Consider the following 26,697-nt stretch of genomic DNA (forward strand, 5'->3'; position numbering starts at 1 on the left):
GCGGATGGTTGCCCCCGCCATGCAGAAAATCACCACACCGGCTCAGGGCGTGGCAGCGGGGCCGGAGAGGCCGCGAGAGGCCCCTCCGGTTCCCGTTCCGCTCAGGCGGTGCGAGCCGGTCCCCCGCCGCGCGCCGGGGCCGGGCTCCCGTCCCCGGCGCGCGGCGGGACCGGTGTCACTCCGCTTCGAAGGGGCGGGCCGGCCAGGGGGCCTGGGCGGGACGCAGGGCGCCGGGGCCGCCGCCACTGGCGAGCGCGGCGTTCAGCGCGAGGCACCCGACGACGAGGCAGTTGTTGTGCAGCTCGCCCGCCAGCGCACCCCGGACCAGCTCCTCGAGGGGCACCCGGGCCAGCTCCATGTCGGCCTCCTCCTCGGAGACCTCGAAGCGTTCGCCCTCGACCTCGGACAGCTGCCGCGCGAGGAAGATCCGTACGGCCTCGTCGCTGCCGCCCGGCGTGGTGTAGACGTCCACCAGCACCCGCCAGTCCTCGGCCTTGACGTGCGCCTCCTCGTACAGCTCGCGCTGCGCCGCCGCCAGGGGGTTCTCGCCGGGCACGTCCAGCAGGCCGGCCGGGATCTCCCACAGCTTCTCGCGGACGGGGTGCCGGTACTGGTTGATGACCAGTACGTGGTCCTTCTCGTCCAGGGCGAGGATGGCGACCGACCCGGGGTGGGTCTGGTAGTCGCGGCTGACGACCGAGCCGTCGGGCATGACGACCTGATCGGTGCGGACCCCGGTCTTGTTCCCCTGGAAGGGGGTGGAGGTCGCGGTGACCTCCCACTCCTCCGGGGTGTCGGAAATGCGTGACGCCATGGTGCTCACTCCCCCTGCTGGCGCTCGATGGCGGCCTTCACCAGGCCGGCGAAGAGCGGGTGCGGACGGGTCGGGCGGGAGCGCAGTTCCGGGTGCGCCTGGGTGGCCACCAGGTAGGGGTGGACCTCGCGCGGGTACTCGACGTACTCGACCAGCTTGTTGTCGGGCGAGGTGCCGGAGAAGACCAGACCGGCCTTCTTCTCCAGCTCGGCACGGTAGTGGTTGTTGACCTCGTACCGATGACGGTGGCGCTCCTCGACGTACGGCTCGCCGCCGTAGGTCTCGCGCACGATGGAGCCCTCGGCGAGCTTCGCCGGGTACATGCCCAGCCGCATGGTGCCGCCCATGTCGCCCTCACCGGCGACGATGTCGAGCTGCTCCTCCATGGTGGAGATCACCGGGTGGGCGGTGCCCTGGTCGAACTCGGTGGAGTTGGCGTCCTTGATGCCTGCCAGGTTGCGGGCGCCCTCGATGACGATGCACTGGAGGCCCAGGCACAGGCCCAGCAGCGGGACGCGGTTCTCGCGGGCGTAGGTGATGGCGCCGACCTTGCCGTCCACGCCGCGTTCGCCGAAGCCGCCGGGGATGCAGACGGCGTCGCAGTCGGCGAGCTGGCGCCTGGCGCCCTCGGGGGTGCGGCAGTCGTCCGAGGTGACCCATTTGATCTTGACGCGGGCCTTGTTGGCGAAGCCGCCGGCGCGCAGCGCCTCGGTGACCGACAGATAGGCGTCGGGCAGGTCGATGTACTTGCCCACCAGGGCGACGGTGACCTCGTGGTCGGGCTGGTGGACGCGGCGCAGCAGGTCGTCCCACTGGCTCCAGTCCACGTCGCGGAAGGGCAGGTCCAGCTTGCGGACGACGTAGGCGTCCAGCCCCTCGGCGTGCAGGACCTTGGGGATGTCGTAGATGGAACGGGCGTCCTTGCAGGCGACGACGGCGGCGTCGTCGACGTCGCACATCAGCCCGACCTTCCGTTTGATGGTGACGGGCACGTCGCGGTCGGCCCGCAGCACGATCGCGTCGGGCTGGATGCCGATGTTGCGCAGCGCGGCGACCGAGTGCTGGGTGGGCTTGGTCTTCAGCTCGCCGGAGGGGCCGATGTAGGGCAGCAGCGAGATGTGGACGACGAAGACGTTGTCGCGGCCGACCTCGTGCCGCACCTGGCGGACGGCCTCCAGGAAGGGCAGCGACTCGATGTCGCCGACCGTGCCGCCGACCTCGGTGATGACGACGTCCACGTCGTCGGTGGCCATGCGGCGGATGCGGTGCTTGATCTCGTTGGTGATGTGCGGGATGACCTGCACGGTGTCGCCCAGGTACTCACCGCGCCGCTCCTTGGCGATCACCGTGGAGTAGACCTGGCCGGTGGTGACGTTGGCGCTGCCGTCGAGATCGACGTCGAGGAAGCGCTCGTAGTGGCCGATGTCCAGGTCGGTCTCGGCGCCGTCGTTGGTGACGAACACCTCACCGTGCTGGAAGGGGTTCATCGTGCCCGGGTCGACGTTCAGATAGGGGTCCAGCTTCTGCATGGTGACCCGCAGCCCCCGGGCCTTGAGCAGGGCGCCCAGGCTGGAGGCGGTGAGCCCCTTGCCGAGCGAGGAGGCGACACCCCCGGTGACGAAGAGGTGCTTGGTCGTCATGGACGTAGGCGGCATGGCCAAGAGGGGGCTCCCGTGGTCGCTTGGTGGGGTGCGGAGGCTGCATCCTGGGTGTGGTGTCCGAGGTGGCCTCGCTGCGGTTCGGGGGGCCGTCGTCTCGCACTGAACGCGTTCGCGTGCCCACCGCTCCACGGGCTACCAGCGTAACAGTGCCGAGGGCCCGGCGCGGCTGCCGAGGTCCGCGGCGCCCCTGCGGCGGCAGTCACACGCGCCCCAGTGTGACGATGAAGTCGCAGCAGGTGAACGCGGTAGCGAAGGTCACCCCATCGGCGCATCCGGACTCAGCCGACCGTCGGGCGGAAGGGATCGCTGCGTCGTATCCTTCACGGACACTTGCCTAGGGCAGGCGAAACACACAGGTCATCCAGCACGTCCCGCGGGGGCGTCGCAGTTCGTTTTCGTTCGACTGGAGATGCACGTGGCTGGGCGCATCGAGGATTACGCACTCATCGGGGATATGCAGACGGCAGCCCTGGTGAGCAAAGACGGCACGGTGGACTGGCTGTGCCTACCTCGCTTCGATTCCCATGCCGTCTTCGCGGGGCTGCTCGGCACCGAGGAGCACGGCTTCTGGCGCGTGGGCCCCGCCCACCCGGCCGGCGGCGACCCGCCCCGGGCCGACCGGCGCCGCTACCGGGGGGACTCCCTCGTCCTGGAGACGGAGTGGGACACCCCCAGGGGCACCGTGAGGATCATCGACTTCATGCCGCCCCGTGAGCAGCACGCACCCCAGCTGGTGCGCATCGTGGAAGGCGTCAGCGGCCGGGTGCGGATGCGCTCCTCGCTGCGGATGCGGTTCTCCTACGGCTGGGTCGTGCCGTGGGTGCACAAAATCGGCCAGCGCACGGTGGCCGTCGCCGGGCCCGACTCGGTGTGGCTGGACACCGAGGCCGACACCTACGGCAAGGACCTGACCACCTACTCCGACTTCACCGTCGGCCCCGGCGACCGGGTGGCGCTGACCATCAGCTGGGAGGCGTCCCACAAGCAGCCGCCGCCGCTACCGGAGCCGGAGGAGGCGCTGCGCACCACCGAGGACTTCTGGCGCGAATGGGTCGAGACGTGCACGTACCACGGCCCGTACCGGGAGGCCGTGGTCCGCTCGCTGATCACGCTCAAGGCGCTGACCTACGCGCCGACCGGCGGGATCGTGGCCGCGCCGACCACCTCGCTGCCCGAGGAGATCGGCGGGGAACGCAACTGGGACTACCGCTTCACCTGGCTGCGGGACGCCGCCATCACCCTCTCCTCCCTCCTGCGCACCGGCTACCGGGAGGAGGCGCGGGCCTGGCGTGAATGGCTGCTCCGGGCCGTCGCGGGCGACCCGGAGAACCTCCAGATCATGTACGGCATCGCGGGCGAACGCGAGCTGTCCGAGGCCGAGTTGAGCTGGCTGCCGGGCTACGAGGGCTCCACGCCGGTCCGGGTCGGCAACGGGGCCGCGGGCCAGCTCCAGCTGGACGTGTACGGCGAGGTCGTCGAAGCGCTGCATCTCGGCCATATGACGGGCCTGGCCCGCAACGACTACGCCCAGCTCCTCCAGCTCAAGCTCATCGGCTACCTGGAGGACCACTGGGACGAGCCGGACGAGGGCATCTGGGAGGTGCGCGGCCCGCGCCGGCACTTCGTCCACTCGAAGGTGATGGCCTGGGTGGCCGTGGACCGCACGGTCAAGCTGATCGAGTCGGGCGACGTGGACGGGCCGCTGGAGCGGTGGCGGAATCTGCGCGACGAGATCCACCGCGAGGTCTGCGAGAAGGGGTACGACAAGGAGCGCAACACCTTCACGCAGTCCTACGGCTCCAAGGAGCTGGACGCCTCGCTGCTGCTCATCCCCCAGATGGGCTTCCTGCCCCCGGACGACAAGCGGGTCATCGGCACCATCGAGGCCATCCAGCGGGAGCTGTCGACCGAGGACGGCTTCGTGCTGCGGTACCCGACCAGCGCGGAGGCCGGCCCCGACGGCAAGCCCTGCGAGAACGTGGACGGGCTCTCCGGCGAGGAGGGCGCCTTCCTGGCCTGCTCGTTCTGGCTGGCCGACGACCTGGCCATGATCGGCCGGGTGGACGAGGCCCGGAAGCTGTTCGAGCGGCTGCTGGCGCTCCGCAACGACGTGGGGCTGCTCGCGGAGGAGTGGGACCCGGTCCGCCAGCGGCTGGTCGGCAACTTCCCGCAGGCGTTCAGCCACGTGCCGCTGATCGACACCGCTCTGCGGCTCACCGCGTCAGGGGCCTACGGGGTCTGAGAGGCGGACCGGACGGCGCACGGGCCGTCGCCGGCCACAAGCCGGCGGACGGGACCCGGCGCACAGGGCGCACAGAACGCCGAGTGCGCTGGGTAACGCAATGAACGCGCCCGGAGTGCGGGAGTGCACACCGGGCGCATCACTGTGTGCGGGGGCGCGCGGACTCGCCCCGCACACCAACCCAGTAGCGGGCACCGCGGACGGGTGCTCCGGAACCCCCGCGGCTCGCCGAGCCTCTTCCGCCCCGGTAGCGGAAGCCCGCGGGCGCCCCTCGGACCAGGACGGTCACGAACAAGCCCTGCCGGGCGGGGGGGGGCGGCCCCGGACGGGCCTTCCCACACCCGGGACCGGAAACCGACGAGCGTGCGCGGACAGCGCCGTACAGCCCCGATCGGCACCGCCGCAGAGGGGCGGCCATCGCCGGTGCGGGGCGGCGGTTCAGCGGTGCCGGGCGGCAGCTGCGAGCGTTTCGTCGTAGACGCTGAGCACCTGCGCCGCCGCATCGTCCTCGGTGGGCCAGGTGCGGGCACGTGCCCGGCCCGCCCGGGAAAGCGCGGCCCGGGCGGCCGGATCGGTCAGCAGCACCGTCACCGCGGCGGACAGGGAGTCGGCGTCCCCGTGGGGCACCAGCAGGGCGGCGTCGCCGACCAGTTCCGGTACGTCGCCACCGTCGGCGGCCACCAGCGGCACCCCGGCGCGCAGGGCCTCCTGCGCGACCAGCGAGCGCCCCTGGCAGCGGCCCGGCAGCAGGGCCACATCCGCTCCGGCCAGCAGCGCGAGGGCGTCCTCGCGCCGCCCCAGCAGCCGGACGGGCAGCATCTCGCGGTCGATCCGCTGTTGCAGTGCCGTCCGCTGCGGGCCCTCTCCCGCGACGCCGAGCAGCGGGGTCGGGTCCAGCCGACGCCAGGCGCGGGAGGCCGTCAGCGCCGTCTCGTGACCGCTGCGGCCGTCGAGCCGGCCGACGGCCAGGACCAGCGGCCGGTCGAGGGCGCCGATCCCGGCCCGTACCTTGTGCCGCAGCACGTCCTCGTCGTCCGCCGGCTGTCCCGTTCCGGTGCCCGGTACGGGGATGGGTGCGGGTGCGAGCCGCGCGTCGCGGGCCCCGCTGCGGCGGGCCGCGTCGACCAGTGCGGTGGTGGCGCCCAGGACGACGGTCGCCGCCCGGGCCACCCGCCTGGTCAGCAGCCGGGCCACCAGGTCACGGGCGGCCTCGGTGCGGGCGGCCGGGTCGGGGCGGGGGTGCCAGGTGACGACGAGGGGCACGCCGTGCCGCCGGCTGCCGAGGGCGAGGGCCGCCAGGAACCCGGCGTGCGCGCCGTGCGCGTGCACCAGGTCGGCGTCGCCGCACACGACGCGCAGCGCGGCCACCGCTTCGGCTTCCGTACGGCCGTGCAGCGGTACGAAGTCCGCCCCGGTGTCCGCGAAGGCGTCTTGGAGCGCGGCGTCCTGACGGGCGCAGACCGTGACCCGCACACCCCGGGCGGCCAGCCCCCGCGCGAGGGAGCGCGCGTGCGCCGCCGTACCCGCCGACGGCCCTTCCGCCCCGTCCACGGCACCGGCGCCGCCCAGCACGTGCACGGCGTGCGGCGGCCGGGCCCCGACCGATGGCCGGCGCGGCGAGGAGGTGCGGCTCGGGCTCACGGCAGACGGGCTCCCTGGCTGGTGGTGGGGGGAAGGACTGCCCAGCATGCCAGGTGGCCGTCGGGCGCCGCACCGGCGTCCGGGGCGGGGCGGCGCCACATCGGGGTGCGGCCCGCACAGACTCACTCACACGGGCGAAGGCGCGTGGCGCCGTCCGCGCGCCGGTTCAGACTCCGGCGCGGGCCGCCTCCAGCAGTTCCTCGGCGTGCGCGCGGGCGAGTTCGGAATCCTCCTGGCCGGCCAGCATCCGCGACAGCTCGCGCACCCGGTCCTCGCCCTCCATGACCCGCACCCCGCTGCGGGTCACCGAGCCGTCGTCCGTCTTGTGCACCACCAGATGACGGTCGGCGAAGGCCGCCACCTGCGGCAGGTGCGTGACCACGACGACCTGCGCGGACTTCGCCAGCCGGGCCAGTCTGCGGCCCACCTCGACGGCCGCCTTGCCGCCGACGCCCGCGTCCACCTCGTCGAACAGATAGGTGGGCACCGGGTCGGAGTCGGCGAAGACGACCTCGACCGCGAGCATCACCCGGGACAGCTCGCCCCCGGAAGCGCCCTTGGCGATGGGCCGCGGCGGCGCCCCGGGGTGCGGGGCGAGCAGCAGTTCCACCTCGTCGGTGCCGTACGGGCCGAAGGCGAGGGTGCGGCCGTCCACCTGAAGTCCCTCGGGGTCCTCGGTGTGCTTGAGCGCGAACGAGACCCGGGCGTGCGGCATCGCCAGTTCCGCCAGTTCCCCGGTGACCGCCTCCGCGAACCGGCCGGCCGCCTCCGTACGGGCTCCGGTGAGGGTACGGGCCAGTCCGGCGAGTTCGGTGCGCAGCGCGTCCCGTTCGGCGGCCAGCTCCCCGATCCGGTCGTCGTCGCCCTCCAGTTCGGCGAGCCGGTCGGCGCTCTGCTCGGCCCAGGCGAGCACGGCGCCGATGTCGTCCCCGTACTTGCGGGTGAGCTGCGCCAGGGTGGCGCGGCGCTCCTCGACGGCGGCCAGCCGCAGCGGGTCGGCGTCCAGGTCGTCCGCGTACCCCGCCAGTTCGCCGGCGATGTCGGAGAGCAGGATGTGGACCTCGCCCAGCCGGTCGGCGAGCGCCGCCAGGGCCGGATCGTGGGAGCGCACGGCCTCCAGGGCGCGGTGGGCGCCGGCCACGAGGGTGGCGGCGTCCACGCCCTCGGGATCGGCCGGGTCGCCGGCCAGGGCGCCGTGCGCGGTGGTGGCGGCGGAGGCGAGGGCCTCGGCGTGGCCGAGCCGCTCGGCCTCGGCCGCCAGCTCCGTGTCCTCGCCGGGCTGCGGCTGCGCGGCCTCGATCTCCTGGATGCCGAAGCGCAGCAGGTCCGCTTCCTGGGCGCGCTCGCGGGCGCGGGTGGTCAGCTCGGTCAGTTCCGCGGCGACGGTGCGCAGCCTGCGGTACGCCCGCTGGTAGGCGGCCAGCGGCCCGGCCACCGCGTCCCCGGCGTACCGGTCCAGGGCCTCGCGCTGACGGGCGGCGCGCAGCAGCCCCTGCTGGTCGGTCTGGCCGTGCACGGCCACCAGCTCGTCGCTCAGTTCCGCCAGCAGTCCGACCGGTACCGCTCTGCCGCCCACATGGGCGCGCGAGCGGCCCTCGGCCGAAATGGTGCGGCTGACCAGCAGGGCCCCCTCGTCCAGTTCGGCCCCGGCCTCCTCAGCCCGGCGGGCGGCCGGCGCGTCGGGGGGCAGTGCGATCCTGCCCTCGACGACGGCCGACTTGGCGCCCATCCGCACCAGCGCGGCATCGGCACGCCCGCCCAGCAGCAGTCCGAGACTGGTGACGACCATGGTCTTGCCCGCACCGGTCTCGCCGGTCACCGCGGTGAAGCCGGGCGACAGCTCGACAACGGCGTCGTCGATCACGCCCAGGGCTTTGATCCGCATCTCCTCCAACACGGATACGACCATACGAGGTTCCCCGGCGCGGGCCACACCAGTGGTCGGGGGTGCTAGCCGATCGTGGGAGGGCGCACGCCCTGGGCACACCCTCCGCGGGCCGCGACCGCGTCCGCTTTTCACCCTGTATGCCCGGCGGCTTCTCGCCCCCTTCGAGGGATTTCTCCCGGTTCGCGGCCACCCGGTTCCCGCGGCCCTGCCGCCCCTCTTTCGCCGCCGACGGCCGCCGGGCGCGGCCGGGCCGTGCCCGGCGGCCACCCGTGCCGCCCGGCCGGGACGAACCGGCCGGGACGACCCCGACGGAAACCGACGCGGGGGCCGGAAACGACCACCGGGACGCCTCCCTGACAGCCGCTCCCCCGGCAACTCCCACGACGATCCCGTACCTGCGCCGTACGGCCCCCACGCCGTACCGCTCCCGGCGGTCTCGTCCCAAGCCCCCTCAGGCCGGGCGGCCAGGGGCCACCGGTGCGGCCGGGCCGCAACGGGTGACCGTGCCGCGGGGGGAATGCCAGGGGTTGCCGGGGGCAGCCGGTGGTTACCGTGCGGCGCCGCGCCAGCCGGTGACCGGGAGCGCGAACTTGGCCACCAGGCGGTCGGTGAACGAGGCGTGGTGCAGCCGGGCGAGCCGCACCGGGACGGCGCCGCGCCGCACCTCCACCCGGGCGCCGGGCGGGAGTTCGACGCTGCGCCGGCCGTCGGCCCACAGCACTCCGTGCGGGGTCTGCGGCTGCACCTCGACGGCCAGCACCGAGTCGGGCGCGGTCACCAGGGGTTTGGCGAACAGCGCGTGGGCGCTGATGGGCACCATCAGCAGGGCCTCCACCTCCGGCCACACCACGGGGCCGCCTGCGGAGAAGGCGTAGGCGGTGGAGCCGGTGGGGGTGGCGCACACCACACCGTCCCCGCCGTAGCTGGAGACGGGCCGGCCGTCGACCTCGATGACGACCTCCAGCATCCGTTCCCGGGCGGCCTTCTCCACCGACACCTCGTTGAGGGCCCAGTCGGCGTGCACGACGTGGCCGCCGCCGCGTCCGCCGACGGCCGGTCCGCCGTTGCGCACCAGCACGTCGAGGGTCATGCGTTCCTCGACCTCGTAGGCGCGGGAGACGACGCGGTCGACGACCTTGTCGAGGTCGTCGCGTTCGGCCTCGGCGAGGAAGCCGACCCGGCCGAGGTTGACGCCGAGCATGGGCACCCCGGAGGCGCGGGCGAACTCCGCGCCGCGCAGCAGTGTGCCGTCGCCGCCCAGCACCACCAGGAGTTCGCAGCCCTCGGCGGCGTCCGGTTTGGCGGTGACCGTCTCGACGGGGTCGGGCAGCGGCAGGTCCACCGCCTCGTCCTTGAGCACCCGCACCCCGATGCCGGAACGCAGCAGCCCCTGGACGACCAGTTCGGCACTGCGGACGGCGGCGGGTCTGCCGGTGTGGGCCAGGAGGAAGACGGTCCGCTCCCCCTCCTGGTGGGCGGGTTCCGCCATGACGGTCCGGGGGTTCCGGGCCGCTGGGGGCGCTGTCGCTCGGCTGGTCTCGGTCACTTGGGCCCCTCCGCCACCGCTCGCTCGACTTCGGCCGGGTCGAGGTCGTCGGCCCCGGCACGCAGCCACAGGAAGTATTCGACGTTTCCGGACGGTCCGGGCAGCGGGCTCGCCGTGACACCCAGTGCGCCCAGACCCAGGGCAGCGGCTTGGCCGGCGACCGTCCGCACGGCCTCGGCACGAAGCTGCGGACTGCGCACGACGCCACCGCTGCCCAGCCGTTCCCTGCCCACTTCGAACTGCGGTTTCACCATCAGTACGAGATCGGCCTCGGGCACGGCGCAGCGGACCAGCGCGGGCAGCACCAGCCCCAGGGGGATGAACGACAGGTCCCCCACGACGAGTTCCACCGGTTCGCCCCCGATGTCCTCGAGCGTCAGTTCCCTGACGTTGGTGCGGTCCTTGACGGTGACGCGCGGGTCGCTCTGCAACGACCAGGCCAGTTGCCCGTATCCGACGTCGACGGCGACGACGTGGCCCGCGCCGGCGCGCAGCAGAACGTCGGTGAAGCCGCCGGTGGAGGCGCCCGCGTCCAGCGCGCGCCGTCCCTCGACGCGCAGGCCCCGGGGCGTGAACGCCTCCAGTGCGCCGGCCAGCTTGTGGCCGCCGCGGGAGACGTAGTCGGGGTCGTTCTCGTCCTCCTTGACGACCAGGGCCGCGCTGGTCTCGACCTGGGTGGCGGCTTTCACGGCGACGGTGCCCTGCACGGTGACCCGGCCGGCGGCGATCAGCTGGCCGGCGTGCTCCCGGGATCGGGCGAGTTTGCGGCGCACCAGCTCCGCGTCGAGTCGACGTCGTGCCACGGGTCAGCTCCGGGGTGTGTGGGGGCGGTCCAGCGCGGCCAGGGTTTCCCGCAGGCCGCGGTGGACATCTTCGTACACCTCCTGGTGCGCGGACACAGCGAGGTGGTCGGCGTCCTCCAGCCGCCGCAGGTGGCCGTCGACGGGGGCGTGCCCGGTGGGGCGCAGGCCGACGCCCAGGGGGCGGGGGCCGTCGTCGGGGGTCTCCTGCCCCTCGTCGGGCGCCTCCTGAACGGCGGCCGACTCCCAGGGGCCGACGGCCTGCTCCTCGTCCGGGCCGCCCTCCGCCCAGGCGGGGCCGGGGCCGCCGCCCGGGGGCTGCGCGTCCTGCGGCGCGGCGGGCGGTGCGCCGGGGTGCGGGTGCCCGTGGGGCGCCGGGCGGCTGCCGGCGGGCGGACTCTGCCCGGGCAGGTGCGGCTCGCCCGGCTGCTGCCCCTGGCCGGGCAGGCGGGGCCGGTCGGGGGCGGCCGGCTGCGCTCCCCCACCACTGGTGCCGCCCTCGGCGGCGGCCCGCTCCGCTCCGTGCGGACCGTCGCACTCGTGCTGAGGCTCGTGCTGGTGGGGGGCCTGCCCGGTCCCGGGGCGCTGCGCGAACTCGCTCATGCCCCGACGCTACCTGGCGGGTGTGACAGATCAGCGGCGCACGCCCGCCGGTCAGCGCCGCGCGGCGGGCACCACGAGCGGGGTGCCGGTCTCCGGGTCGTCGATGACCCGGCACGGCATGCCGAAGACCTCCTCGACCAGCCCGGCCGTCACGACCTCGCGGGGCGGCCCCTGGGCGACGATGCGGCCGTCCCGCATGGCGATCAGATGGGTGGCGTAGCGGGCGGCGTGGTTGAGGTCGTGCAGCACCGCCACGAGGGTGCGGCCCTCCTCCTCGTGCAGCCGGGCGCACAGGTCGAGGATCTCGATCTGGTGGGCGATGTCCAGGTAGGTGGTGGGCTCGTCCAGCAGCAGCAGCGGTGTCTGCTGGGCGAGCGCCATGGCGATCCACACGCGCTGCCGCTGGCCGCCGGAGAGTTCGTCGACGAACCGGTCGCCGAGCCCGTCCACACCGGTCGCGGCCATGGACTCGGCCACGACCCGTTCGTCGTCGCGCGACCACTGGCGCAGCAGCCCCTGGTGCGGGTACCGGCCGCGGGCCACCAGGTCGGAGACGGTGATCCCGTCCGGCGCGATGGACGACTGGGGCAGCAGCCCCAGGGTGCGGGCGAGCGCCTTGGCCTGCATACCGGCGATGTCCTGGCCGTCCAGCAGCACCTGGCCCCGCGCGGGCTTGAGCATGCGGGAGAGGGCGCGCAGCAGGGTGGACTTGCCGCACGCGTTGGGGCCGACGACGACGGTGAACGAGCGGTCGGGGACGGCGACGTCGAGGTCGCGGACGATGGTGCGCTGGTCGTAGGCGAGCGTGAGGTTCTGCCCGGTGAGCCGGGCCGGGCCGGCGCCGGCGGCTTCGGTGGCCGCTTCGGTGGCCGCTTCGGTGCCGGTGGCTGTCTGCTCGTCTGTCGCGGTCTTCATCGTCGTGCCCGCCTCCGTGGTGTCCGTGTCCGAGGGTCCGTCCGTTTCCGGGGGTGCGCTTCTCACAGCCGTCCCGCCCTGCGTTCCGTGGCCAGCAGCCACACCAGATAGGTGCCGCCGAGCACCCCGGTGATGACGCCGACCGGCAGCTGACGGTCGCCGAAGGCGCGCTGCGCCGCAAGGTCGGCGCAGATCAGCAGGGTGGCGCCCATGAACAGCGAAGGCAGCAGGTTGGGCCCCGGCGCCTTGGTGAGCCGCTTGGCGAGCTGGGGCGCGACCAGGGCGACGAAGGCGACCGGGCCGGCGGCGGCGGCCGAGAGCGCCACCAGCAGGACGGCCGCGCCCAGCAGGACCAGCCGGGTGCGCTCGACCCGGATGCCGAGGGCCGAGGCCGCGTCGTCGCCCATCTCCATCATCCGCAGGGCGCGGGCGCAGCCGAGCAGCACCAGCGGGACGAGCACCACCATGCCGACGATCAGCGGCAGGACGTCGCCCCAGCCGCGCCCGTCCAGGCTGCCGGTCATCCACAGCACGGCGCGCGAGGCGTCGGTGATGTCGGCGCGGGTGATCAGGTAGCTGTTCACGCCGGTGAGGATGGCGGTGGTGCCGACGCCGACGAGCACCAGCCGGTAGCCGTGCATGCCGCGTTTCCAGGCGAGTCCGTAGATGAGTGCGCCGGTGACCAGGGCGCCGATGACGGCGCCGCCGGCCAGGAAGGCGCTGCCGCCGCCGGCCAGCACGATGACGACCAGCGCGCCGGCCGCGGCGCCGTTGGTGAAGCCGAGCATGTCGGGGCTGCCGAGCGGGTTGCGGACGACGGCCTGGAAGACGGCGCCGCACAGGCCCAGACCGGCGCCGACCAGCAGTGCGGTGACGGTGCGGGGCAGCCGCAGTTCCTGGACGATGAAGGCGTCGGCGGGGTTGCCCTGGCCGACGAGAGTGCGCACCACGTCGCCGGGGGCCATCGGGTACTCGCCGCTGCCGATGGCGAGGACGGCCGCGACGACGGCGAGGACGACGCACACCGCGCCGACGGCCAGGGCGCGGGGCCGGTAGCTGACGGAGTAACCGCCCGGGGTCCGTATGACGCTCATGCGTGTGCCACCCTCCGCCTGCGCACGAAGTAGAGGAAGAAGGGTCCGCCGAGGACGACGGTGACGATGCCGACCTGGAGTTCACCGGGCCGCCCCAGGATGCGTCCGAGGACGTCGGCGCCCAGCAGCAGCACCGGGGAGAGCACGGCGCAGTAGGGCAGCATCCAGCGCTGGTCGGGGCCGGTGAGGGCGCGCACCATGTGCGGCACCATCAGCCCGACGAAGACGATGGGCCCGCAGGCGGCCGTGGCGGCGCCGCACAGCAGGGTGATGGCCACGATGGCGACGACCCGGGTGCGGGTGGGACGGGAGCCGAGGGCGCGGGCGGCGTCGTCGCCGAGGGCCAGCGCGTTCAGCGGCCGGGCCAGTCCGAGTGCGAGCAGCGCGCCGACGGCGATGAAGGGCAGCGCGGAGACGACGGTGGAGTCCTCGGCGCGGGCCAGCGAGCCGACCAGCCAGAACCGCATCCGGTCCAGCGAGGCGGTGTCCAGGAGCTGGACGGCGTTGACGTAGGAGATGAGTGCGGCGTTCAGGGCCGTTCCGGCGAGCGCGAGCCGGGCGGGGGTGGCGTTGCGTCCGCCGCCGACGGCGTAGACGAGCACGGAGACGCCGGCCGCGCCCACGAAGGCGAAGCCGATGTATCCGGTGTAGCCGGTGATGCCGAGGAAGGAGAGGGCGGTGACGACGGCCGCCGCGGCGCCCGCGTTGATGCCCAGCAGTCCGGGGTCGGCGAGGGGGTTGCGGGTGAGGGCCTGCATCACGCCGCCGGCCAGTCCGAGTGCGACGCCGGCGAGGAGGCCGAGGAGGGTGCGCGGCAGCCGCATCTCGTGGACGACGGTGTAGCCGGCGGAGCCGCTGTCCACCAGACCGGACCAGGCTTCGCCGAGGGAGAGCTGGCGGGCGCCGAAGGCGAGGCTGAGCAGGACGACGAGCAGCAGCAGGAGCAGGGAGGCCAGGAGTCCGGCGGCGCGCGCGAGGGGGGCCCGGGCACGTTCGGGCCGATCCTCTCCGGCCGGCGGTTCCTGTCCGGCCGCCGAACCCTGCTGGGCCTGCGGGGACTTGGTGACAGTCACGTACGCGCTCCGGTCGGGGCCGGGAGACGGGGGCGCCCGGCCACTGGACAACAACAACTTTGGTTAGGTTAGCCTAACTGCGAACCCGGCCCCATGGCCGCCCGCACACATTCACGTCCGCGGCACCCCGCGGCCTGTCTTTGCACGTCGAGAGGCCAGTGAACATGTCCACCTCTTCCCGTATGCCCCATCTTTCGCGCCGCGGCCTGCTGGCCGCGGGTGGCGTCGCCGGTCTGGGGGCGCTGCTCGCCGCCTGCGGTGGTGACGGATCGGGTTCCGGCTCCGGCGGCGGGTCGAAGAAGGGCTGGTCCTTCACCGACGGCCGCGGCAAGAAGGTCAGCCTGGACGCCGTTCCCGAGCGCATCGTCGCCTACACCGGCACGGCCGCCGCGCTGTGGGACTTCGGCGTCCGGGACAAGGTCGTGGGCGTCTTCGGCCCGACGAAGCTGAAGAACGGCAAGCCGGACATCATCGCCGGCGACATGGACATCTCCAAGCTGGAGATCATCGGCAACGCCTTCGGCGAGTTCGACCTGGAGAAGTACGCCAAGACCCGCCCCCAGCTGCTGATCAGCAACATGTACGTCAAGGGCGAGTTCTTCTACGTCCCCGCCGAGAGCAAGGACAAGATCTTCAAGCTGGCGCCGCAGGTGGCCATGAACGCGGCGCACGTGTCGATGGTCGAGGTCATCCAGCAGTTCGCCAAGCTCGCCGAGTCGCTGGGCGCGGACCTGAAGGCCAAGGCCGTCGCGGACGCCAAGACCCGCTTCGAGAAGGCGGCCGAGCGGCTGCGCAAGGCGGCCAAGCGGGACATCCGCGTGATGGCCGCCTCCGGCGCCCCCGACCTGTTCTACGTCTCGGACCCGAACGCCAACTCCGACCTGAAGTACTTCAAGGAGCTGGGCGTCGACCTCGTCGTTCCCAAGAAGGTCAGCAGCCAGGGCTTCTTCGAGGAGCTGAGCTGGGAGAACGCGGACAAGTACGGGGCCGACGTGATCATCCTGGACAACCGCACCCAGTCCCTCCAGCCCAAGGCGCTCGCCTCCAAGCCGTCCTGGAAGGAGCTGCCCGCCGTCAAGGCCGGCCAGGTCGCCGGCTGGGCGGCCGAGCCCCGCTTCTCGTACGCGGGCGCCGCGCCGCTGCTGGAAGACCTCGCCGAGGCCATCGAGAAGGCCGAGAAGGTGCGCTGACCCCAACCGTCCCCGCAACACCCCTCACACGGGAGGAGCACCACGATGAGCACGGTCGGCACGGCGCGGTCCGCGCCCTCCACCGTTCCGTTCGAGTTCTTCGACCTGCACGTGGTCCGCACCCGCCGGCTGGGCCCGACCATGCTGCGGGTCACCCTCGGCGGCGAACGACTGGCCCGTTTCGCCTCCGGCGGCCGGGACCAGCGCGTGAAACTCTTCCTGCCCCAACCGGGCCAGACCGCGCCCGTGGTGCCGACCGACGCCGGCGAGAACTGGTTCCCGGCCTGGCGCGCGATGGACCCGAACATCCGCGGGGTGATGCGCAGTTACACCGTGCGGGCACTGCGCCGGGGCAGCGCGTGGGGCGCGGCCGACGAGCTGGACATCGACTTCGCGCTGCACGGCGAGACCGGCCCCGCCTCCCGGTGGGCGCTGCGTGCGACACCCGGGGACCGGGTGATCGTGCTGGGCCCGGTCGTCGAGGACAACGCCGGTGTCGACTTCCGGCCGCCGGCCGGCACCGACTGGGTGCTGCTGAGCGGCGACGAGACGGCGCTGCCCGCCATCGGCGCCGCCCTGGAGTGGCTGCCGGCGGGGATGCCGGTCCGGGTGTTCGCCGAGGTGCCGCACCTGGCCGACGTCCAGGACCTGCCGACCCTCGCCGACGTGCGCACCACCTGGCTGGTCCGCGAGCAGGCGCGGGGCACCTCGCGGGCCGCGCGCATGGTGCAGGCCGTACGGGACGCCCAGCTGCCCGCCGGAACGCCGTACGCGTGGATCGCCGGTGAGGCGGGCACCGTCAAGACCCTGCGGCGCCACCTGGTGCAGGAGCGCGGGTTCGACCGCCGCGCGGTCACCTTCACCGGCTACTGGCGGCTGGGCGCCACCGAGGAACAGCTCGTCGCGGAGGCCCTGGCGACCGCCGGCTGAGGCCGCGGACCCCCCGGTGGCCCGGCGCCCGGCCGGGCCACCGCCGTACCGCCCCGGAAGCCCCGGCACCCGCCGGCGGCCTCCGGGGCGGTGTGCTGCGGGCGTGCGGTCTACAGCCCCAGCCGGGTCAGTGCCTCGCCCGCGTCCAGCCGGCATTCCGCGTCACCGGCGGCCGTCCAGGCGGCGGCGCACAGCGCCCGCAGCCCGTCGGCCGCATCTCCCTCACCGCTCAGCGCGAGGGAGTCCGCACCGGCCCGCGCCCGCCAGCCGCCGCAGCTGAAGCCCGCCTCGGCATCGCCGGTCACCTGCGGCTGGGCCGCCAGCAGTCCGCGCAGGTCGCGGGAGACGTAGGTGGGGCGGTGTGCGGGCCGGGCGGCCAGCAGTTGGGCGCCGTCGGTCACGCCGGTGAGGACGAGCAGCGAGTCCACGCCCCCCGCGTGCGCCCCCTCGATGTCGGTGTCCAGCCGGTCGCCGACCACCAGGGGCCGCTGCGCCCCGGTGCGCAGGATGGTCTCCCGGTGCATGGGCGGCAGCGGCTTGCCCGCGATGGTGGGCTCGGGCGGTCGCCGCATCCAGCGGGTGGCGATGCGGACGACCTCGACGGCCGAGCCGTTGCCGGGCGCGATGCCCCGTCCGCTGGGGATCGTCAGGTCCGCGTTGGAGGCGAACCAGGGCACGCCGCGCTGCACGGCCAGCGCCGCCTCGATCAGCCGGCCCCAGGGCATCTCGGGTCCTCCGTAGCCCTGGACAACGGCTGCGGGGCCGTCCTCGGCCGACTCCACGACGGTCAGCCCCTGCTCCTCCAGTGCGACGCGCAGCCCTTCGGCGCCGACGGCCAGTACGCGCGCGCCCGCGGGGACGTGTTCGGCGACGAGCCGGGAGACCGCCTGTGCGGAGGTGATGACGTCCTCGGCGCCGGCGGGCACGCCCAGCTCCGTCAGATGCGCGGCGACCGTCTGCGGGGTGCGGGCCGCGTTGTTGGTGACGTACGCCAGCCGCAGCCCGGCCCGGCGGGCTTCGGCCAGTGCGTCCACGGCGTGCGGCAGCGCCTCTCCGCCCGCGTAGACGACCCCGTCCAGGTCGAGCAGTGCCGTGTCGTAGCACTCGTGAAGTGCGTCCTCGCTGGGGCGCGGCGCGGTCGCGGAGGGGCTGTGCTGCATGGTGAGGGCTCGCTTTCTCCTGGTCTTCACGCGGTGCGCCGGGCTCGCACGGCGCCCGCGCGCCGCCCCCGATCCTCTCGCACGCCGCCGCGCGCCCCGCCACCCTGCGCCCCCTGTGCCCCACTCCACGAGGCGCGGAGCACAGGCATACCATGCACAGATGACCGCCCGTGGCCTGCGACTCACTCCGTTCCGGGGACTGCGTTACGCGCCCGAGAGGGTCAGCAGTCTCGCCGCCGTCACCTCCCCGCCCTACGACGTGGTGGTCAGGCCGGACGGGCTGCGGGAGCTGGAGACGGCCGATCCGTACAACATCGTGCGGCTCATCCTGCCGCAGGCCACCGACCCGGCCGACCGGCACGGCAAGGCGGCCGAGACGCTGCGCCGCTGGCGTGCGGACGGGGTGCTGGTCCACGACGCGCGACCGGCGCTGTACGTCTACGAGCAGCGCAAGGGCGAACTCCTCCAGCGCGGGCTGATCGGCGCGCTGCGGCTGACCCCGCCGCAGGAGGGCGTGGTGCTGCCGCACGAGGACGTCATAGACGAGGTCGTCGCCGACCGCGCCGCGCTGATGCGGCAGACCGCCGCCAATCCGGAACCGCTGCTGCTGGCCTACCACGGCAACGGCACGCGCACCGGCGCCACCGCCGTCATCGAGCGGGCCACCCGGGGCGCACCGCTGGTGGCGACGACCACCGAGGACGGTTTCTCGCACCGGCTGTGGGCGGTCACCGATCCCGCCGAACTGGCCCGGGTGGACGCCGAGTTGTCCGGGCACCGGGCCCTGATCGCCGACGGCCATCACCGCTGGGCGACGTATCTGCGGCTGCGCGCCGAGCACGGGGACGGCGGCGGCACCTCGCCGTGGGACTACGGGCTGGTGCTGCTGGTGGACACCGCGCGGTATCCGCTCCAGGTGCGCGCCATCCACCGGGTGCTGCCCAGGCTGCCGCTGGACAAGGCGCTCGACCTGCTCCAGCGCGCCGGCCACCCGGGCGGGGCATCCGCCGGGGACGGCCCCGATGCGGCGGCGGACGACGGCGCGCCCTTCCGGGTCCGTACGCTGACGGCCCCCCTGGAGCGGGCGCTGGCGGAGCTGGAGCGCACCCCGGGCACCGCGTTCCTGCTGACCGGAGGGGACGGCGTCTTCCGTCTGCTGGACCGCCCCTCCCCCGCGCTGCTGGCCCGTACGGTCCCGGCCGGCCGGCCCGCGGCGTGGCGGGAGCTGGACGCGACGGTGCTGCACAGCACACTGCTGGACGGCGTCTGGCAGATCCCCGACTCCTCCGCGGACATCGGTTATCTCCACCACCCGCGGGCCGCGGTCGAGCAGGCGGCGGCGCACGGCGGTACGGCCGTGCTGATGCGGCCCGTCGCCGAGGAGACGGTGCGGGCACTGGCGGAGCAGGGCGTCACGATGCCCCGGAAGTCCACTTCGTTCGGTCCGAAACCGGCCACCGGTCTCGTTCTGCGTACGGTGGGCGACGCACCACTGTGACCAGCGCCCTCTCCTCCGGTCGCGGCCGGAGGCGGGTTCTCGCGTGCGGTCGCGGGCCGCTCAATTGGCCGCAATTCCCCCCTGTTCCCCTTCCCGGAGCCCTCGCACGGCTGTCCGGGGAGTCCCCCTTGCACCCGGCCTGAACAGCACGGTTAGGCTAGCCTTACCTGACCGCGCGAGCGCGCGGTGTGCCACGTCCGTGTCAGGAGGACACTTCATGAGCAGCAGGTCCCACCTGCTCAACGACAGGACAGCGGAGCACTACAGGCGCTCCCTCACCGAAGGGGTCGAGCGCGTCGCGGCGAAACTCGCCGGCGCCGAACAGCCGTTCACGGGCATCACCCCGGCCGAGCTCGACCCCACCGTCGCCGCCGTGGACCTGGACCAGCCCCTGGGCACCGCCCGCGAGGCACTGGACGAGCTGGAGCGCGTGTACCTCCGCGACGCCGTCTACTTCCACCACCCGCGCTACCTGGCGCACCTCAACTGCCCGGTCGTCATACCGGCGGTACTCGGCGAAGCGGTCATCGCCGCCGTCAACTCCTCACTGGACACCTGGGACCAGAGCGCCGGCGGCACCCTCATCGAACGCCGCCTCATCGCATGGACGGCCGAGCGGATCGGCTTCGGCCGCGCCGCGGACGGCATCTTCACCAGCGGCGGCTCCCAGTCCAACCTCCAGGCCCTGCTGCTGGCCCGCGAGGAGGCCTGCCGCCTGGTGCGCAAGAACTCCGAGACCTCGCCGACCACCCCGCAGATCCTCTCCCGGCTGCGCGTGCTGGCCTCCGAGTGCAGCCACTTCAGCATCGAGAAGGCCGCGGTGCTGCTGGGCCTGGGCCCGGAGGCCGTCATTTCCGTACCCTGCGACGAGCAGCGGCGGATGCGGCCGGACGCACTGGCCGAGCAGATGGCGCGCTGCACCCGCGAGGGGAACGTGGTGATGGCCGTCGTCGCCACCGCGGGCACCACCGACTTCGGCAGCATCGACCCGCTGCCCGCCGTCGCCGACCTGTGCGAGCAGGCCGGAACGTGGCTGCACGTCGACGCCGCCTACGGCTGCGGACTGCTCACCTCCGGGCGCCGCCGCGAGCTGCTGGCCGGTGTGGAGCGCGCCGACTCGGTGACCGTCGATTACCACAAGTCCTTCTTCCAGCCCGTCTCCTCCAGCGCCGTGCTGGTCCGCGACAAGGACACCCTGCGGCACGTCACCTACCACGCCGACTACCTCAACCCGACCCGCAGCGTGGAGCAGGGCCTCCCCAACCAGGTCGACAAATCGATCCAGACCACTCGCCGGTTCGACGCGCTCAAGCTCTGGATGACCCTCCGCGTCATGGGCGCCGACGCACTCGGCGAACTCTTCGACGAGGTCGTCGACCGCGCCGCCGAGGCCTGGCGGCTGCTCACGGACGACGAGCGCTTCGAGGTCGTCGTCGCCCCGCAGCTGTCCACCCTCGTCTTCCGCTACGTCCCCCGCGACCACACCGAAGCGTCGCTCGTCGACCAGGCCAACCTGCACGCCCGCGACGCGCTGTTCGCCTCCGGCGAGGCCATCGTCGCCGGCACCGTGGTCGACGGCCGCCACCACCTGAAGTTCACCCTGCTCAACCCCGAGACCTCGCTGGCCGACATCGCCGCCGTCCTCGACCTGATCGCCGGCTACGCCGAGGAGTACCTGGGCACCCACGCCCCCGCCCTCAGCGCCGCCCGAGCCGGCTGACCCCCGTCCCCCCGCACACACCCTCTACGGAGCCCCGACGTGACCCACGACTCGCCCGTGCACGACTTCGTCGCCATCGGACTGGGCCCCTTCAACCTGGGCCTCGCCTGCCTGACGGAGCCGGTACCGGACCTGAACGGCGTCTTCCTGGACGACAAGCCCGCCTTCAGCTGGCACCCCGGCATGATGCTGGACGACAGCACACTCCAGACCCCGTTCATGTCGGACCTGGTCACCCTCGCGGACCCCACCTCGCCGTTCTCCTTCCTCAACTACCTCAAGGAGTCCGGCCGCCTCTACTCGTTCTACATACGCGAGAGCTTCTACCCGCTCCGCGCCGAGTTCAGCGACTACTGCCGCTGGGCCGCCGAACGCCTCGGTGCGGACACCGTCCGCTTCGGCCACCGCGTCACCGGCGTCGAGTACGACGAGCAGGACGACCTCTACACCGTCCACGCCGAACACCTGCCCACCGGCGAACACCGCGTCTTCCGCGCCCCCCGGCTCGTCCTGGGCACCGGCACCCCGCCCCACATCCCCGAACCCTGCCAGGGCCTGGGCGGCGACCTGATCCACAACTCCCGCTACCTGGATCAGAAGGAAGCCCTCCAGCGCAAGAAGAGCATCACCCTGGTCGGCAGCGGCCAGAGCGCGGCGGAGATCTACTACGACCTCCTCCAGGACATCGACAGCCACGACTATTCCCTGACGTGGCTCACCCGCTCCCCGCGCTTCTTCCCCCTCGAATACACCAAGCTGACGCTGGAGATGACGTCGCCGGAGTACGTGGACTACTTCCACTCCCTCCCGCCCGACACCCGTGACAGCCTCGTCGCCTCCCAGAAGAACCTCTACAAGGGCATCAACTCCGAGCTGATCGACGCCATCTTCGACCTGCTCTACCGCAAGAACCGCGTGGCCCCCTGCCCCACCCGGCTGCTGACCAACACCGCACTGACCGGCGCCTCCCACGACGCCGCCACCGGCACCTACACCCTGGAGCTGCGCCAGGAGGAGCAGAAGCGCGACTTCTCCCTCACCACCGAGGGCCTGATCCTGGCCACCGGCTACCGCTGGCAGCGCCCCGCGTTCCTCGACCCGGTCGCCGACCGCATCGAATGGGACACCCACGGCCGGTTCGCCGTACGCCGCGACTACAGCATCGACACCGCCGGCGACCGCATCTACGTGCAGAACGCGGAACTGCACACCCACGGCTTCGTCGCCCCCGACCTGGGCATGGCCGCCTACCGCAACTCCTGCATCATCCGCGAACTGCTCGGCCGCGAGGTCTACCCCGTCGAGAAGCGCATCGCCTACCAGGAATTCGCCGCCCCGGCGAACGAGCCGGAGGCCGCGCTGTGACCACCACCGGCACCACCGTCTTCACCCGTACGGACGAGAAGCTGGGCACCTTCTCCCTCCGCCCCGTCGACCCGGCCGCCGACGCGCCCCTGCTCCACACCTGGGTGACCCACCCCAAATCGGTGTTCTACCTGCTCCAGGACGCCACACTCGCCGACGTCGAGCGCGAGTTCGCCACCATCGCGGCCTCGCCCCACCACGACGCCTATCTCGGTCACCACAACGGCGAGCCCGCCTTCCTAACGGAGCGCTACGACCCCCGCCACGTCGAACTCGCCGGGCTCTATCCGCACCGGCCCGGAGACGTCGGCATGCACTTCCTGTGCGCCCCCACCGACACCCCCGTGCACGGCTTCACCCGCGCGGTCATCACCACCGTCATGGCGATGCTCTTCGCCGACCCCGCCACCCGCCGTGTCGTGGTCGAGCCCGACGTCCGCAACACCGCCGTCCACGCCCTCAACGAAGCGGTCGGCTTCCGCGTCGAGCAGACCCTCACCAAACCGGAGAAGGAAGCGCTGCTCAGCTTCTGCACCCGCGAGCAGTTCGAGGCCGCCACAGGAGTGACCACCGCATGACCCTCCCCCTCACACCCCAGCCGACAGCCCCCGACGAGGCCGTCGCCCACCTCACCCCCGAACGCTGGGCGAAGGCCACCCGGCTGCTGATCCGCAAGGCCCTCGCGGAGTTCACCCACGAGCGGCTGCTCACCCCCGCCCCGCTCGACGACGGCGCACACCGGTACGCGGTCCGCTCCGACGACGGCACCACCGAGTACCGCTTCACCGCGCGCCGCTTCGCCCTCGACCACTGGCAGGTCGAGGCCGACAGCATCACCCGCCACCGCGACGGGGCGGAACTCCCCCTGGACGCCCTCGCCTTCATCACCGAACTGCGCACCAGCCTCGGCCTCGGCGACGACATCCTCCCCGTCTACCTGGAGGAGATCAGCTCCACCCTGGCCAGCACCGCCTACAAACTGGCCCAGCCCCGGGTCACCGCCGCCGAACTGGCCGCCGCCCCGTTCCAGGCCATCGAGTCCGGCATGACCGAGGGCCACCCCTGCTTCATCGCCAACAACGGCCGCCTCGGCTTCGACATCGCCGAGTACCGCGCCTACGCCCCCGAGACCGGCCGCCCCGTACGGCTCATCTGGGTGGCGGCCCGCCGCGACCGCACCACCTTCACCGCGTGCGCCGACCTCAGCTACGACAAACTCGTCCTCTCCGAGCTGTCGGCCGCCACCCTGCGCCGCTTCTCCGCCGCCCTGTCCGCACAGGGCCTGGACCTGGACGACTACTACCTGGTGCCCGTCCACCCCTGGCAGTGGTGGAACAAGCTGTCGGTCACCTTCGCCGCCGAGGTCGCCCAGCACCACCTCGTCCCCCTCGGCCACGGCGACGACGAACACCTCCCCCAGCAGTCCATCCGCACCTTCTTCAACGCCACCCACCCCACCAAGCACTACGTCAAGACGGCACTGTCCGTCCTCAACATGGGCTTCCTGCGCGGACTGTCCGCCGCCTACATGGAGGCCACGCCCGCCATCAACGACTGGCTGGCCGAACTGGTCGCCGGCGACGACATCCTCCGCGGCACCGGCCTCGGCATCCTGCGCGAACGCGCCGCCGTCGGCTACCACCCGGCCCCCTACGAGGCCGCCGCCCCCAAGGGCTCCCCTTATCTGAAGATGCTGGCCGCGCTGTGGCGGGAGAGCCCCGTTCCCTTCCTCCGCGAGGGCGAGAAGCCCGCCACCATGGCCTCCCTCCTCCACGTCGACCGCGACGGCGACTCGTTCGCCGCCCAGCTCATCCGCGGCTCCGGCCTGGAGCCCACCGAGTGGCTGCGGTCCTATCTGACCGCCTACCTCACCCCGCTGCTCCACAGCTTCTACGCCTACGACCTGGTCTTCATGCCGCACGGCGAGAACGTCATCCTTGTCCTGGACGAGCGAGGCGTCCCCCGCCGCGCCCTCTTCAAGGACCTGGCCGAGGAGATCGCCGTGATGAGCGCGGAAGCCGAACTCCCGCCCGAGGTCGAACGCATCCGCGCCGACGTCCCCGAGGACATGAAGATCCTCTCCCTCTTCACGGACGTCTTCGACTGCTTCTTCCGCTTCCTGGCGCCCATCCTCGACACCGCGGGCGTACTGGACGAGACGACGTTCTGGGCGACGGTCGCCGACGTCGCCAAGGAGTACCAGAAGGCCACCCCGCACCTGGCCGACCGGCACGCCCGGTACGACCTGTTCGCGGACGAGTTCGCCCTCTCCTGCCTCAACCGCCTCCAGCTGCGCAACAACCAGCAGATGGTCGACCTCCAGGACCCGGCCGGCGCCCTCCAGCTCACCGGCACCCTGCGCAACCCCCTGGCGGACCACAAGTAACCGCCGCACCGCACACGAAAGGGCGGACCCCTGCGAGGGATCCGCCCTTTCGTCGCTCACCTGCGGGACACCGTCACCACGGCACGTCCCACCACGGCCGGGGGCAGCACGGGGCCGCACTCAGCCCCGGTCGGCCTGGTCGGCCTCGCCGCTGTCGCCACCCTCGGCGCCCTCGGCACCATCGGTGACGTCACTGTCATCGGCGTCCTCGTCGAGCGCGTCGATGAACTCCACCCCGTCCAGCTCCGCGAGCCGGTCCGAGGCATCGGTCACCCCGCCCTGGTCGGACTCCAGCGCCTTGGCGAACCACTCCCGCGCCTCTTCCCGACGCCCCACCTCCAGCAGGGCATCGGCGTAGGCGTACCGCAGCCGGGCCGTCCACGGCTGCACCGACGTGGAGGCCAGCTCCGGGCTCTGCAATGTCACCACAGCGGCGTCCGCCTGCCCCATGTCCCGGCGCGCGCCCGCCGCGACCAGCCGCATCTCGACCTGCCCGGCCTTGTCCAGCTGCCGCACCTCCGGCTCACCGGCCATCGCCAGCGCCTTCTCCGGCCGGCCCAGACCGCGCTCGCAGTCGGCCATCACCGGCCACAGATGCTGAAGACCGGTCATCCGCCGCGCCGCACGGAACTCCGCCAGCGCCTCGGCGTACTTCTCCACCCCGTACGCGGCGAACCCGGCGGCCTCCCGCACCGACGGCACCCGCGACGCCAGCCGCAGCGCGACCTTCGCATAGCCGTACGCCGCCTCCGGATCCTCGTCCAGCAGCCGCGCGACCATCACCAGGTTCCGCGCCACGTCCACCGCGAGCGTCTTCGGCAGACTCTTCAGCTCCTGCTGGACGTCCTTGTCCAGCTCCTCGCCGGTGACATCCTCGTCGATCGGCAGCCGACGCAGCGGCTCCCGGTCCGGCCGGCCCCGGTCACGGTCCCGGTCGCGGTCACCACCGGGCCCGTACGGCCGGCCACGACCGCCGCCGCGCCGGAAGCCACCCGCCCGGTCGTCATCCCGCCGGAAGCCGCCACCACGCCGGTCGTCACGGCGGTCGTCGCGCCGGTCATCGCGCCCGCGGCCACCACCCTGTCCGTAGGGACGGCGCCCGCCCCGGTCGTCGTCCCGCCGGCCACCACGGCCCCCACCCTGCGGCCGGCCACCATCGCGGTCGTCCCGCCGGTAGGAACCCCGGTCCCGGTCGTCACGACGGGGGCCACGACCCCGGTCACGATCGCGATCGTCCCGCGCCGGCCGTCGCTCATCGCGGTCCGGCCGCCCGCGGTCGGCGCGGTCCCGGTCACCCCGACCGAAACGCTCGTCGCGGGACCGGTCACCACGAGGCCGGTCATCCCGCCGGTCACGGTCCTCACGACGAGGCCGGTCGTCCCGGCGGTCACGGTCCTCACGACGAGGCCGGTCGTCCCGGCGGTCACGGTCGTCACGGCGGGGCCGGTCGTCACGGCGGAATCCGTCACCGGACCGGCGCCCCTCACCGCGGTCGTACCGGTCGCCGCGGGGTCCACGGTCATCGCGCGGCCCACGGTCGTCCCGGCGGTCCCGCCGCGCGTCACGGCCCTCGGAACGGAAACCCCCGCCGCGTCCACCACGGCCGTTCTCCTCGCGCCGCGGCCCACGGGAACGGAAGTCATCATTGCGGCGCGGACCGGACGACTGGCGCGGACGCCGCTCGGAGCGATCGCGGTCGTCGGAGGAACTGGGGGACATCGAGGTGACTCCTGTCTGCGGTGCCTGCGCAACCATTCTCACGCAGGCGGAAAAACAACACTCTTCGGGAAATCTGGCGACCGAGGAGAAAACAAAAAAGCCCTTGGCCCCCAGCGCATGCACGCTGGAGGCCAAGGGCCATAAAGATTGTTCGGCGGCGTCCTACTCTCCCACACGCTCCCGCATGCAGTACCATCGGCGCTGTAAGGCTTAGCTTCCGGGTTCGGAATGTAACCGGGCGTTTCCCCTACGCTATGACCACCGAAACTCTGATCGGGTCACCCGGAAAATCTCCAGGCCCCAGAGTCTCAAAGCGAACAAGCACACTCTTCAATTAGCAGAGTGGTTGTTGTCTCAGAACCCACACAGTGGACGCGAGCATCTACGGACAAGCCCTCGGCCTATTAGTACCGGTCACCTCCACACGTTACCGTGCTTCCAGATCCGGCCTA

Annotated in this window: 21 protein-coding genes and 1 rRNA gene; 8 read left to right on the forward strand and 14 right to left on the reverse strand. The window is 72.8% G+C overall.

Going from position 1 to position 26,697, the window contains the following annotated elements:
- Positions 1-175: 175 nt before the first annotated feature.
- Positions 176-814, reverse strand: coding sequence for an NUDIX domain-containing protein (locus tag IO40_RS0126370; RefSeq protein ID WP_016468066.1), 639 nt, complete (start codon positions 812-814; stop codon positions 176-178).
- Between the two features lie 5 nt (positions 815-819).
- Entirely contained in the window at positions 820-2,469 is a 1,650-nt protein-coding gene (locus IO40_RS0126375; protein ID WP_016468067.1) for a CTP synthase, read from the reverse strand.
- 415 nt (positions 2,470-2,884) lie between these two features.
- On the opposite strand from IO40_RS0126375, the gene IO40_RS0126380 reads away from it, so the two are divergent.
- Positions 2,885-4,717, forward strand: a complete 1,833-nt coding sequence (locus tag IO40_RS0126380) for a glycoside hydrolase family 15 protein (protein ID WP_031176260.1) — start codon at positions 2,885-2,887, stop codon at positions 4,715-4,717.
- Between the two features lie 438 nt (positions 4,718-5,155).
- On the opposite strand, the gene IO40_RS0126385 is transcribed toward IO40_RS0126380, so the two are convergent.
- The 8 genes from IO40_RS0126385 to IO40_RS0126420 all read right to left on the reverse strand — a co-directional run bounded on the left by IO40_RS0126385 (position 5,156) and on the right by IO40_RS0126420 (position 14,277).
- Entirely contained in the window at positions 5,156-6,358 is a 1,203-nt protein-coding gene (locus IO40_RS0126385; protein ID WP_016468069.1) for a glycosyltransferase family 4 protein, read from the reverse strand.
- A gap of 166 nt (positions 6,359-6,524) precedes the next feature.
- Positions 6,525-8,267, reverse strand: a complete 1,743-nt coding sequence (recN, locus tag IO40_RS0126390; RefSeq protein WP_016468070.1) for a DNA repair protein RecN — start codon at positions 8,265-8,267, stop codon at positions 6,525-6,527.
- Positions 8,268-8,793: 526 nt separating this feature from the next.
- Complete coding sequence (locus IO40_RS0126395) at positions 8,794-9,735, reverse strand: NAD kinase (RefSeq protein ID WP_016468071.1); 942 nt, start codon at positions 9,733-9,735, stop codon at positions 8,794-8,796.
- A gap of 53 nt (positions 9,736-9,788) precedes the next feature.
- Positions 9,789-10,595: a TlyA family RNA methyltransferase gene (locus tag IO40_RS0126400; RefSeq protein WP_016468072.1), complete on the reverse strand. Its 807-nt coding sequence runs from the start codon at positions 10,593-10,595 to the stop codon at positions 9,789-9,791.
- Positions 10,596-10,598: 3 nt separating this feature from the next.
- Positions 10,599-11,195, reverse strand: a complete 597-nt coding sequence (locus IO40_RS39915; protein ID WP_016468073.1) for a hypothetical protein — start codon at positions 11,193-11,195, stop codon at positions 10,599-10,601.
- A gap of 51 nt (positions 11,196-11,246) precedes the next feature.
- Positions 11,247-12,110, reverse strand: a complete 864-nt coding sequence (locus IO40_RS0126410; protein WP_016468074.1) for an ABC transporter ATP-binding protein — start codon at positions 12,108-12,110, stop codon at positions 11,247-11,249.
- 62 nt (positions 12,111-12,172) lie between these two features.
- Positions 12,173-13,204 carry a FecCD family ABC transporter permease gene (locus IO40_RS0126415; protein ID WP_016468075.1) on the reverse strand — a complete coding sequence of 344 codons (1,032 nt, stop codon included), beginning with the start codon at positions 13,202-13,204 and terminating at the stop codon, positions 12,173-12,175.
- The gene (locus tag IO40_RS0126420) at positions 13,201-14,277 is read right to left on the reverse strand and encodes a FecCD family ABC transporter permease (RefSeq protein WP_016468076.1); all 1,077 of its coding nucleotides are present in this window, start codon (positions 14,275-14,277) and stop codon (positions 13,201-13,203) included. Before IO40_RS0126420 ends, IO40_RS0126415 begins: the two co-directional genes overlap by 4 nt.
- Positions 14,278-14,459: 182 nt before the next feature.
- Here IO40_RS0126420 and IO40_RS0126425 point away from each other — a divergent pair, with 182 nt between their 5' ends.
- Both IO40_RS0126425 and IO40_RS0126430 read left to right on the forward strand, forming a co-directional pair.
- Entirely contained in the window at positions 14,460-15,467 is a 1,008-nt protein-coding gene (locus IO40_RS0126425) for an ABC transporter substrate-binding protein (RefSeq protein WP_106963610.1), read from the forward strand.
- A 45-nt stretch (positions 15,468-15,512) separates the two neighbouring features.
- The gene (locus IO40_RS0126430) at positions 15,513-16,397 is read left to right on the forward strand and encodes a siderophore-interacting protein (protein WP_031176261.1); all 885 of its coding nucleotides are present in this window, start codon (positions 15,513-15,515) and stop codon (positions 16,395-16,397) included.
- Between the two features lie 110 nt (positions 16,398-16,507).
- Here the strand turns inward: IO40_RS0126430 and IO40_RS0126435 are convergent, their stop codons facing one another.
- Positions 16,508-17,557, reverse strand: coding sequence for an HAD hydrolase-like protein (locus IO40_RS0126435; RefSeq protein WP_016468079.1), 1,050 nt, complete (start codon positions 17,555-17,557; stop codon positions 16,508-16,510).
- Between the two features lie 160 nt (positions 17,558-17,717).
- Between IO40_RS0126435 and IO40_RS0126440 the strand changes: the two genes are divergently transcribed.
- From IO40_RS0126440 to IO40_RS0126460, 5 genes are all read left to right on the forward strand, one after another.
- Positions 17,718-19,055: a DUF1015 family protein gene (locus IO40_RS0126440; protein ID WP_016468080.1), complete on the forward strand. Its 1,338-nt coding sequence runs from the start codon at positions 17,718-17,720 to the stop codon at positions 19,053-19,055.
- 217 nt (positions 19,056-19,272) lie between these two features.
- A complete protein-coding gene (locus IO40_RS0126445; protein ID WP_016468081.1) occupies positions 19,273-20,775 on the forward strand; it encodes a pyridoxal phosphate-dependent decarboxylase family protein in 1,503 nt (500 codons plus the stop codon).
- Positions 20,776-20,814: 39 nt separating this feature from the next.
- Positions 20,815-22,140, forward strand: a complete 1,326-nt coding sequence (locus IO40_RS0126450) for a lysine N(6)-hydroxylase/L-ornithine N(5)-oxygenase family protein (RefSeq protein ID WP_031176262.1) — start codon at positions 20,815-20,817, stop codon at positions 22,138-22,140.
- Positions 22,137-22,718, forward strand: coding sequence for a GNAT family N-acetyltransferase (locus IO40_RS0126455; protein WP_016468083.1), 582 nt, complete (start codon positions 22,137-22,139; stop codon positions 22,716-22,718). Before IO40_RS0126450 ends, IO40_RS0126455 begins: the two co-directional genes overlap by 4 nt.
- Entirely contained in the window at positions 22,715-24,526 is a 1,812-nt protein-coding gene (locus tag IO40_RS0126460; RefSeq protein WP_016468084.1) for an IucA/IucC family protein, read from the forward strand. Before IO40_RS0126455 ends, IO40_RS0126460 begins: the two co-directional genes overlap by 4 nt.
- A gap of 120 nt (positions 24,527-24,646) precedes the next feature.
- Here the strand turns inward: IO40_RS0126460 and IO40_RS38315 are convergent, their stop codons facing one another.
- The 3 genes from IO40_RS38315 to rrf all read right to left on the reverse strand — a co-directional run bounded on the left by IO40_RS38315 (position 24,647) and on the right by rrf (position 26,511).
- Positions 24,647-25,414, reverse strand: a complete 768-nt coding sequence (locus IO40_RS38315) for a tetratricopeptide repeat protein (RefSeq protein WP_107047511.1) — start codon at positions 25,412-25,414, stop codon at positions 24,647-24,649.
- The gene (locus IO40_RS38320) at positions 25,354-25,980 is read right to left on the reverse strand and encodes a hypothetical protein (protein ID WP_199813907.1); all 627 of its coding nucleotides are present in this window, start codon (positions 25,978-25,980) and stop codon (positions 25,354-25,356) included. Before IO40_RS38320 ends, IO40_RS38315 begins: the two co-directional genes overlap by 61 nt.
- 414 nt (positions 25,981-26,394) lie before the next feature.
- Positions 26,395-26,511: ribosomal RNA gene (rrf, locus tag IO40_RS0126470) — 5S ribosomal RNA — on the reverse strand.
- Positions 26,512-26,697: the final 186 nt, after the last annotated feature.

The organism is Streptomyces albus subsp. albus (assembly GCF_000725885.1).
Taxonomy (GTDB): Bacteria; Actinomycetota; Actinomycetes; order Streptomycetales; family Streptomycetaceae; genus Streptomyces; species Streptomyces albus.

Bases quoted from the DNA above. Each gene is read 5' to 3' on its own strand.
- IO40_RS0126370 (WP_016468066.1), bottom strand. From the start codon at position 814: ATGGCGTCACGCATTTCCGACACCCCGGAGGAGTGGGAGGTCACCGCG.
- IO40_RS0126375 (WP_016468067.1), bottom strand. From the start codon at position 2,469: ATGCCGCCTACGTCCATGACGACCAAGCACCTCTTCGTCACCGGGGGT.
- IO40_RS0126380 (WP_031176260.1), top strand. From the start codon at position 2,885: ATGCACGTGGCTGGGCGCATCGAGGATTACGCACTCATCGGGGATATG.
- recN (WP_016468070.1), bottom strand. From the start codon at position 8,267: ATGGTCGTATCCGTGTTGGAGGAGATGCGGATCAAAGCCCTGGGCGTG.
- IO40_RS0126395 (WP_016468071.1), bottom strand. From the start codon at position 9,735: ATGGCGGAACCCGCCCACCAGGAGGGGGAGCGGACCGTCTTCCTCCTG.
- IO40_RS39915 (WP_016468073.1), bottom strand. From the start codon at position 11,195: ATGAGCGAGTTCGCGCAGCGCCCCGGGACCGGGCAGGCCCCCCACCAG.
- IO40_RS0126410 (WP_016468074.1), bottom strand. From the start codon at position 12,110: ATGAAGACCGCGACAGACGAGCAGACAGCCACCGGCACCGAAGCGGCC.
- IO40_RS0126415 (WP_016468075.1), bottom strand. From the start codon at position 13,204: ATGAGCGTCATACGGACCCCGGGCGGTTACTCCGTCAGCTACCGGCCC.
- IO40_RS0126425 (WP_106963610.1), top strand. From the start codon at position 14,460: ATGCCCCATCTTTCGCGCCGCGGCCTGCTGGCCGCGGGTGGCGTCGCC.
- IO40_RS0126430 (WP_031176261.1), top strand. From the start codon at position 15,513: ATGAGCACGGTCGGCACGGCGCGGTCCGCGCCCTCCACCGTTCCGTTC.
- IO40_RS0126435 (WP_016468079.1), bottom strand. From the start codon at position 17,557: ATGCAGCACAGCCCCTCCGCGACCGCGCCGCGCCCCAGCGAGGACGCA.
- IO40_RS0126440 (WP_016468080.1), top strand. From the start codon at position 17,718: ATGACCGCCCGTGGCCTGCGACTCACTCCGTTCCGGGGACTGCGTTAC.
- IO40_RS0126445 (WP_016468081.1), top strand. From the start codon at position 19,273: ATGAGCAGCAGGTCCCACCTGCTCAACGACAGGACAGCGGAGCACTAC.
- IO40_RS0126460 (WP_016468084.1), top strand. From the start codon at position 22,715: ATGACCCTCCCCCTCACACCCCAGCCGACAGCCCCCGACGAGGCCGTC.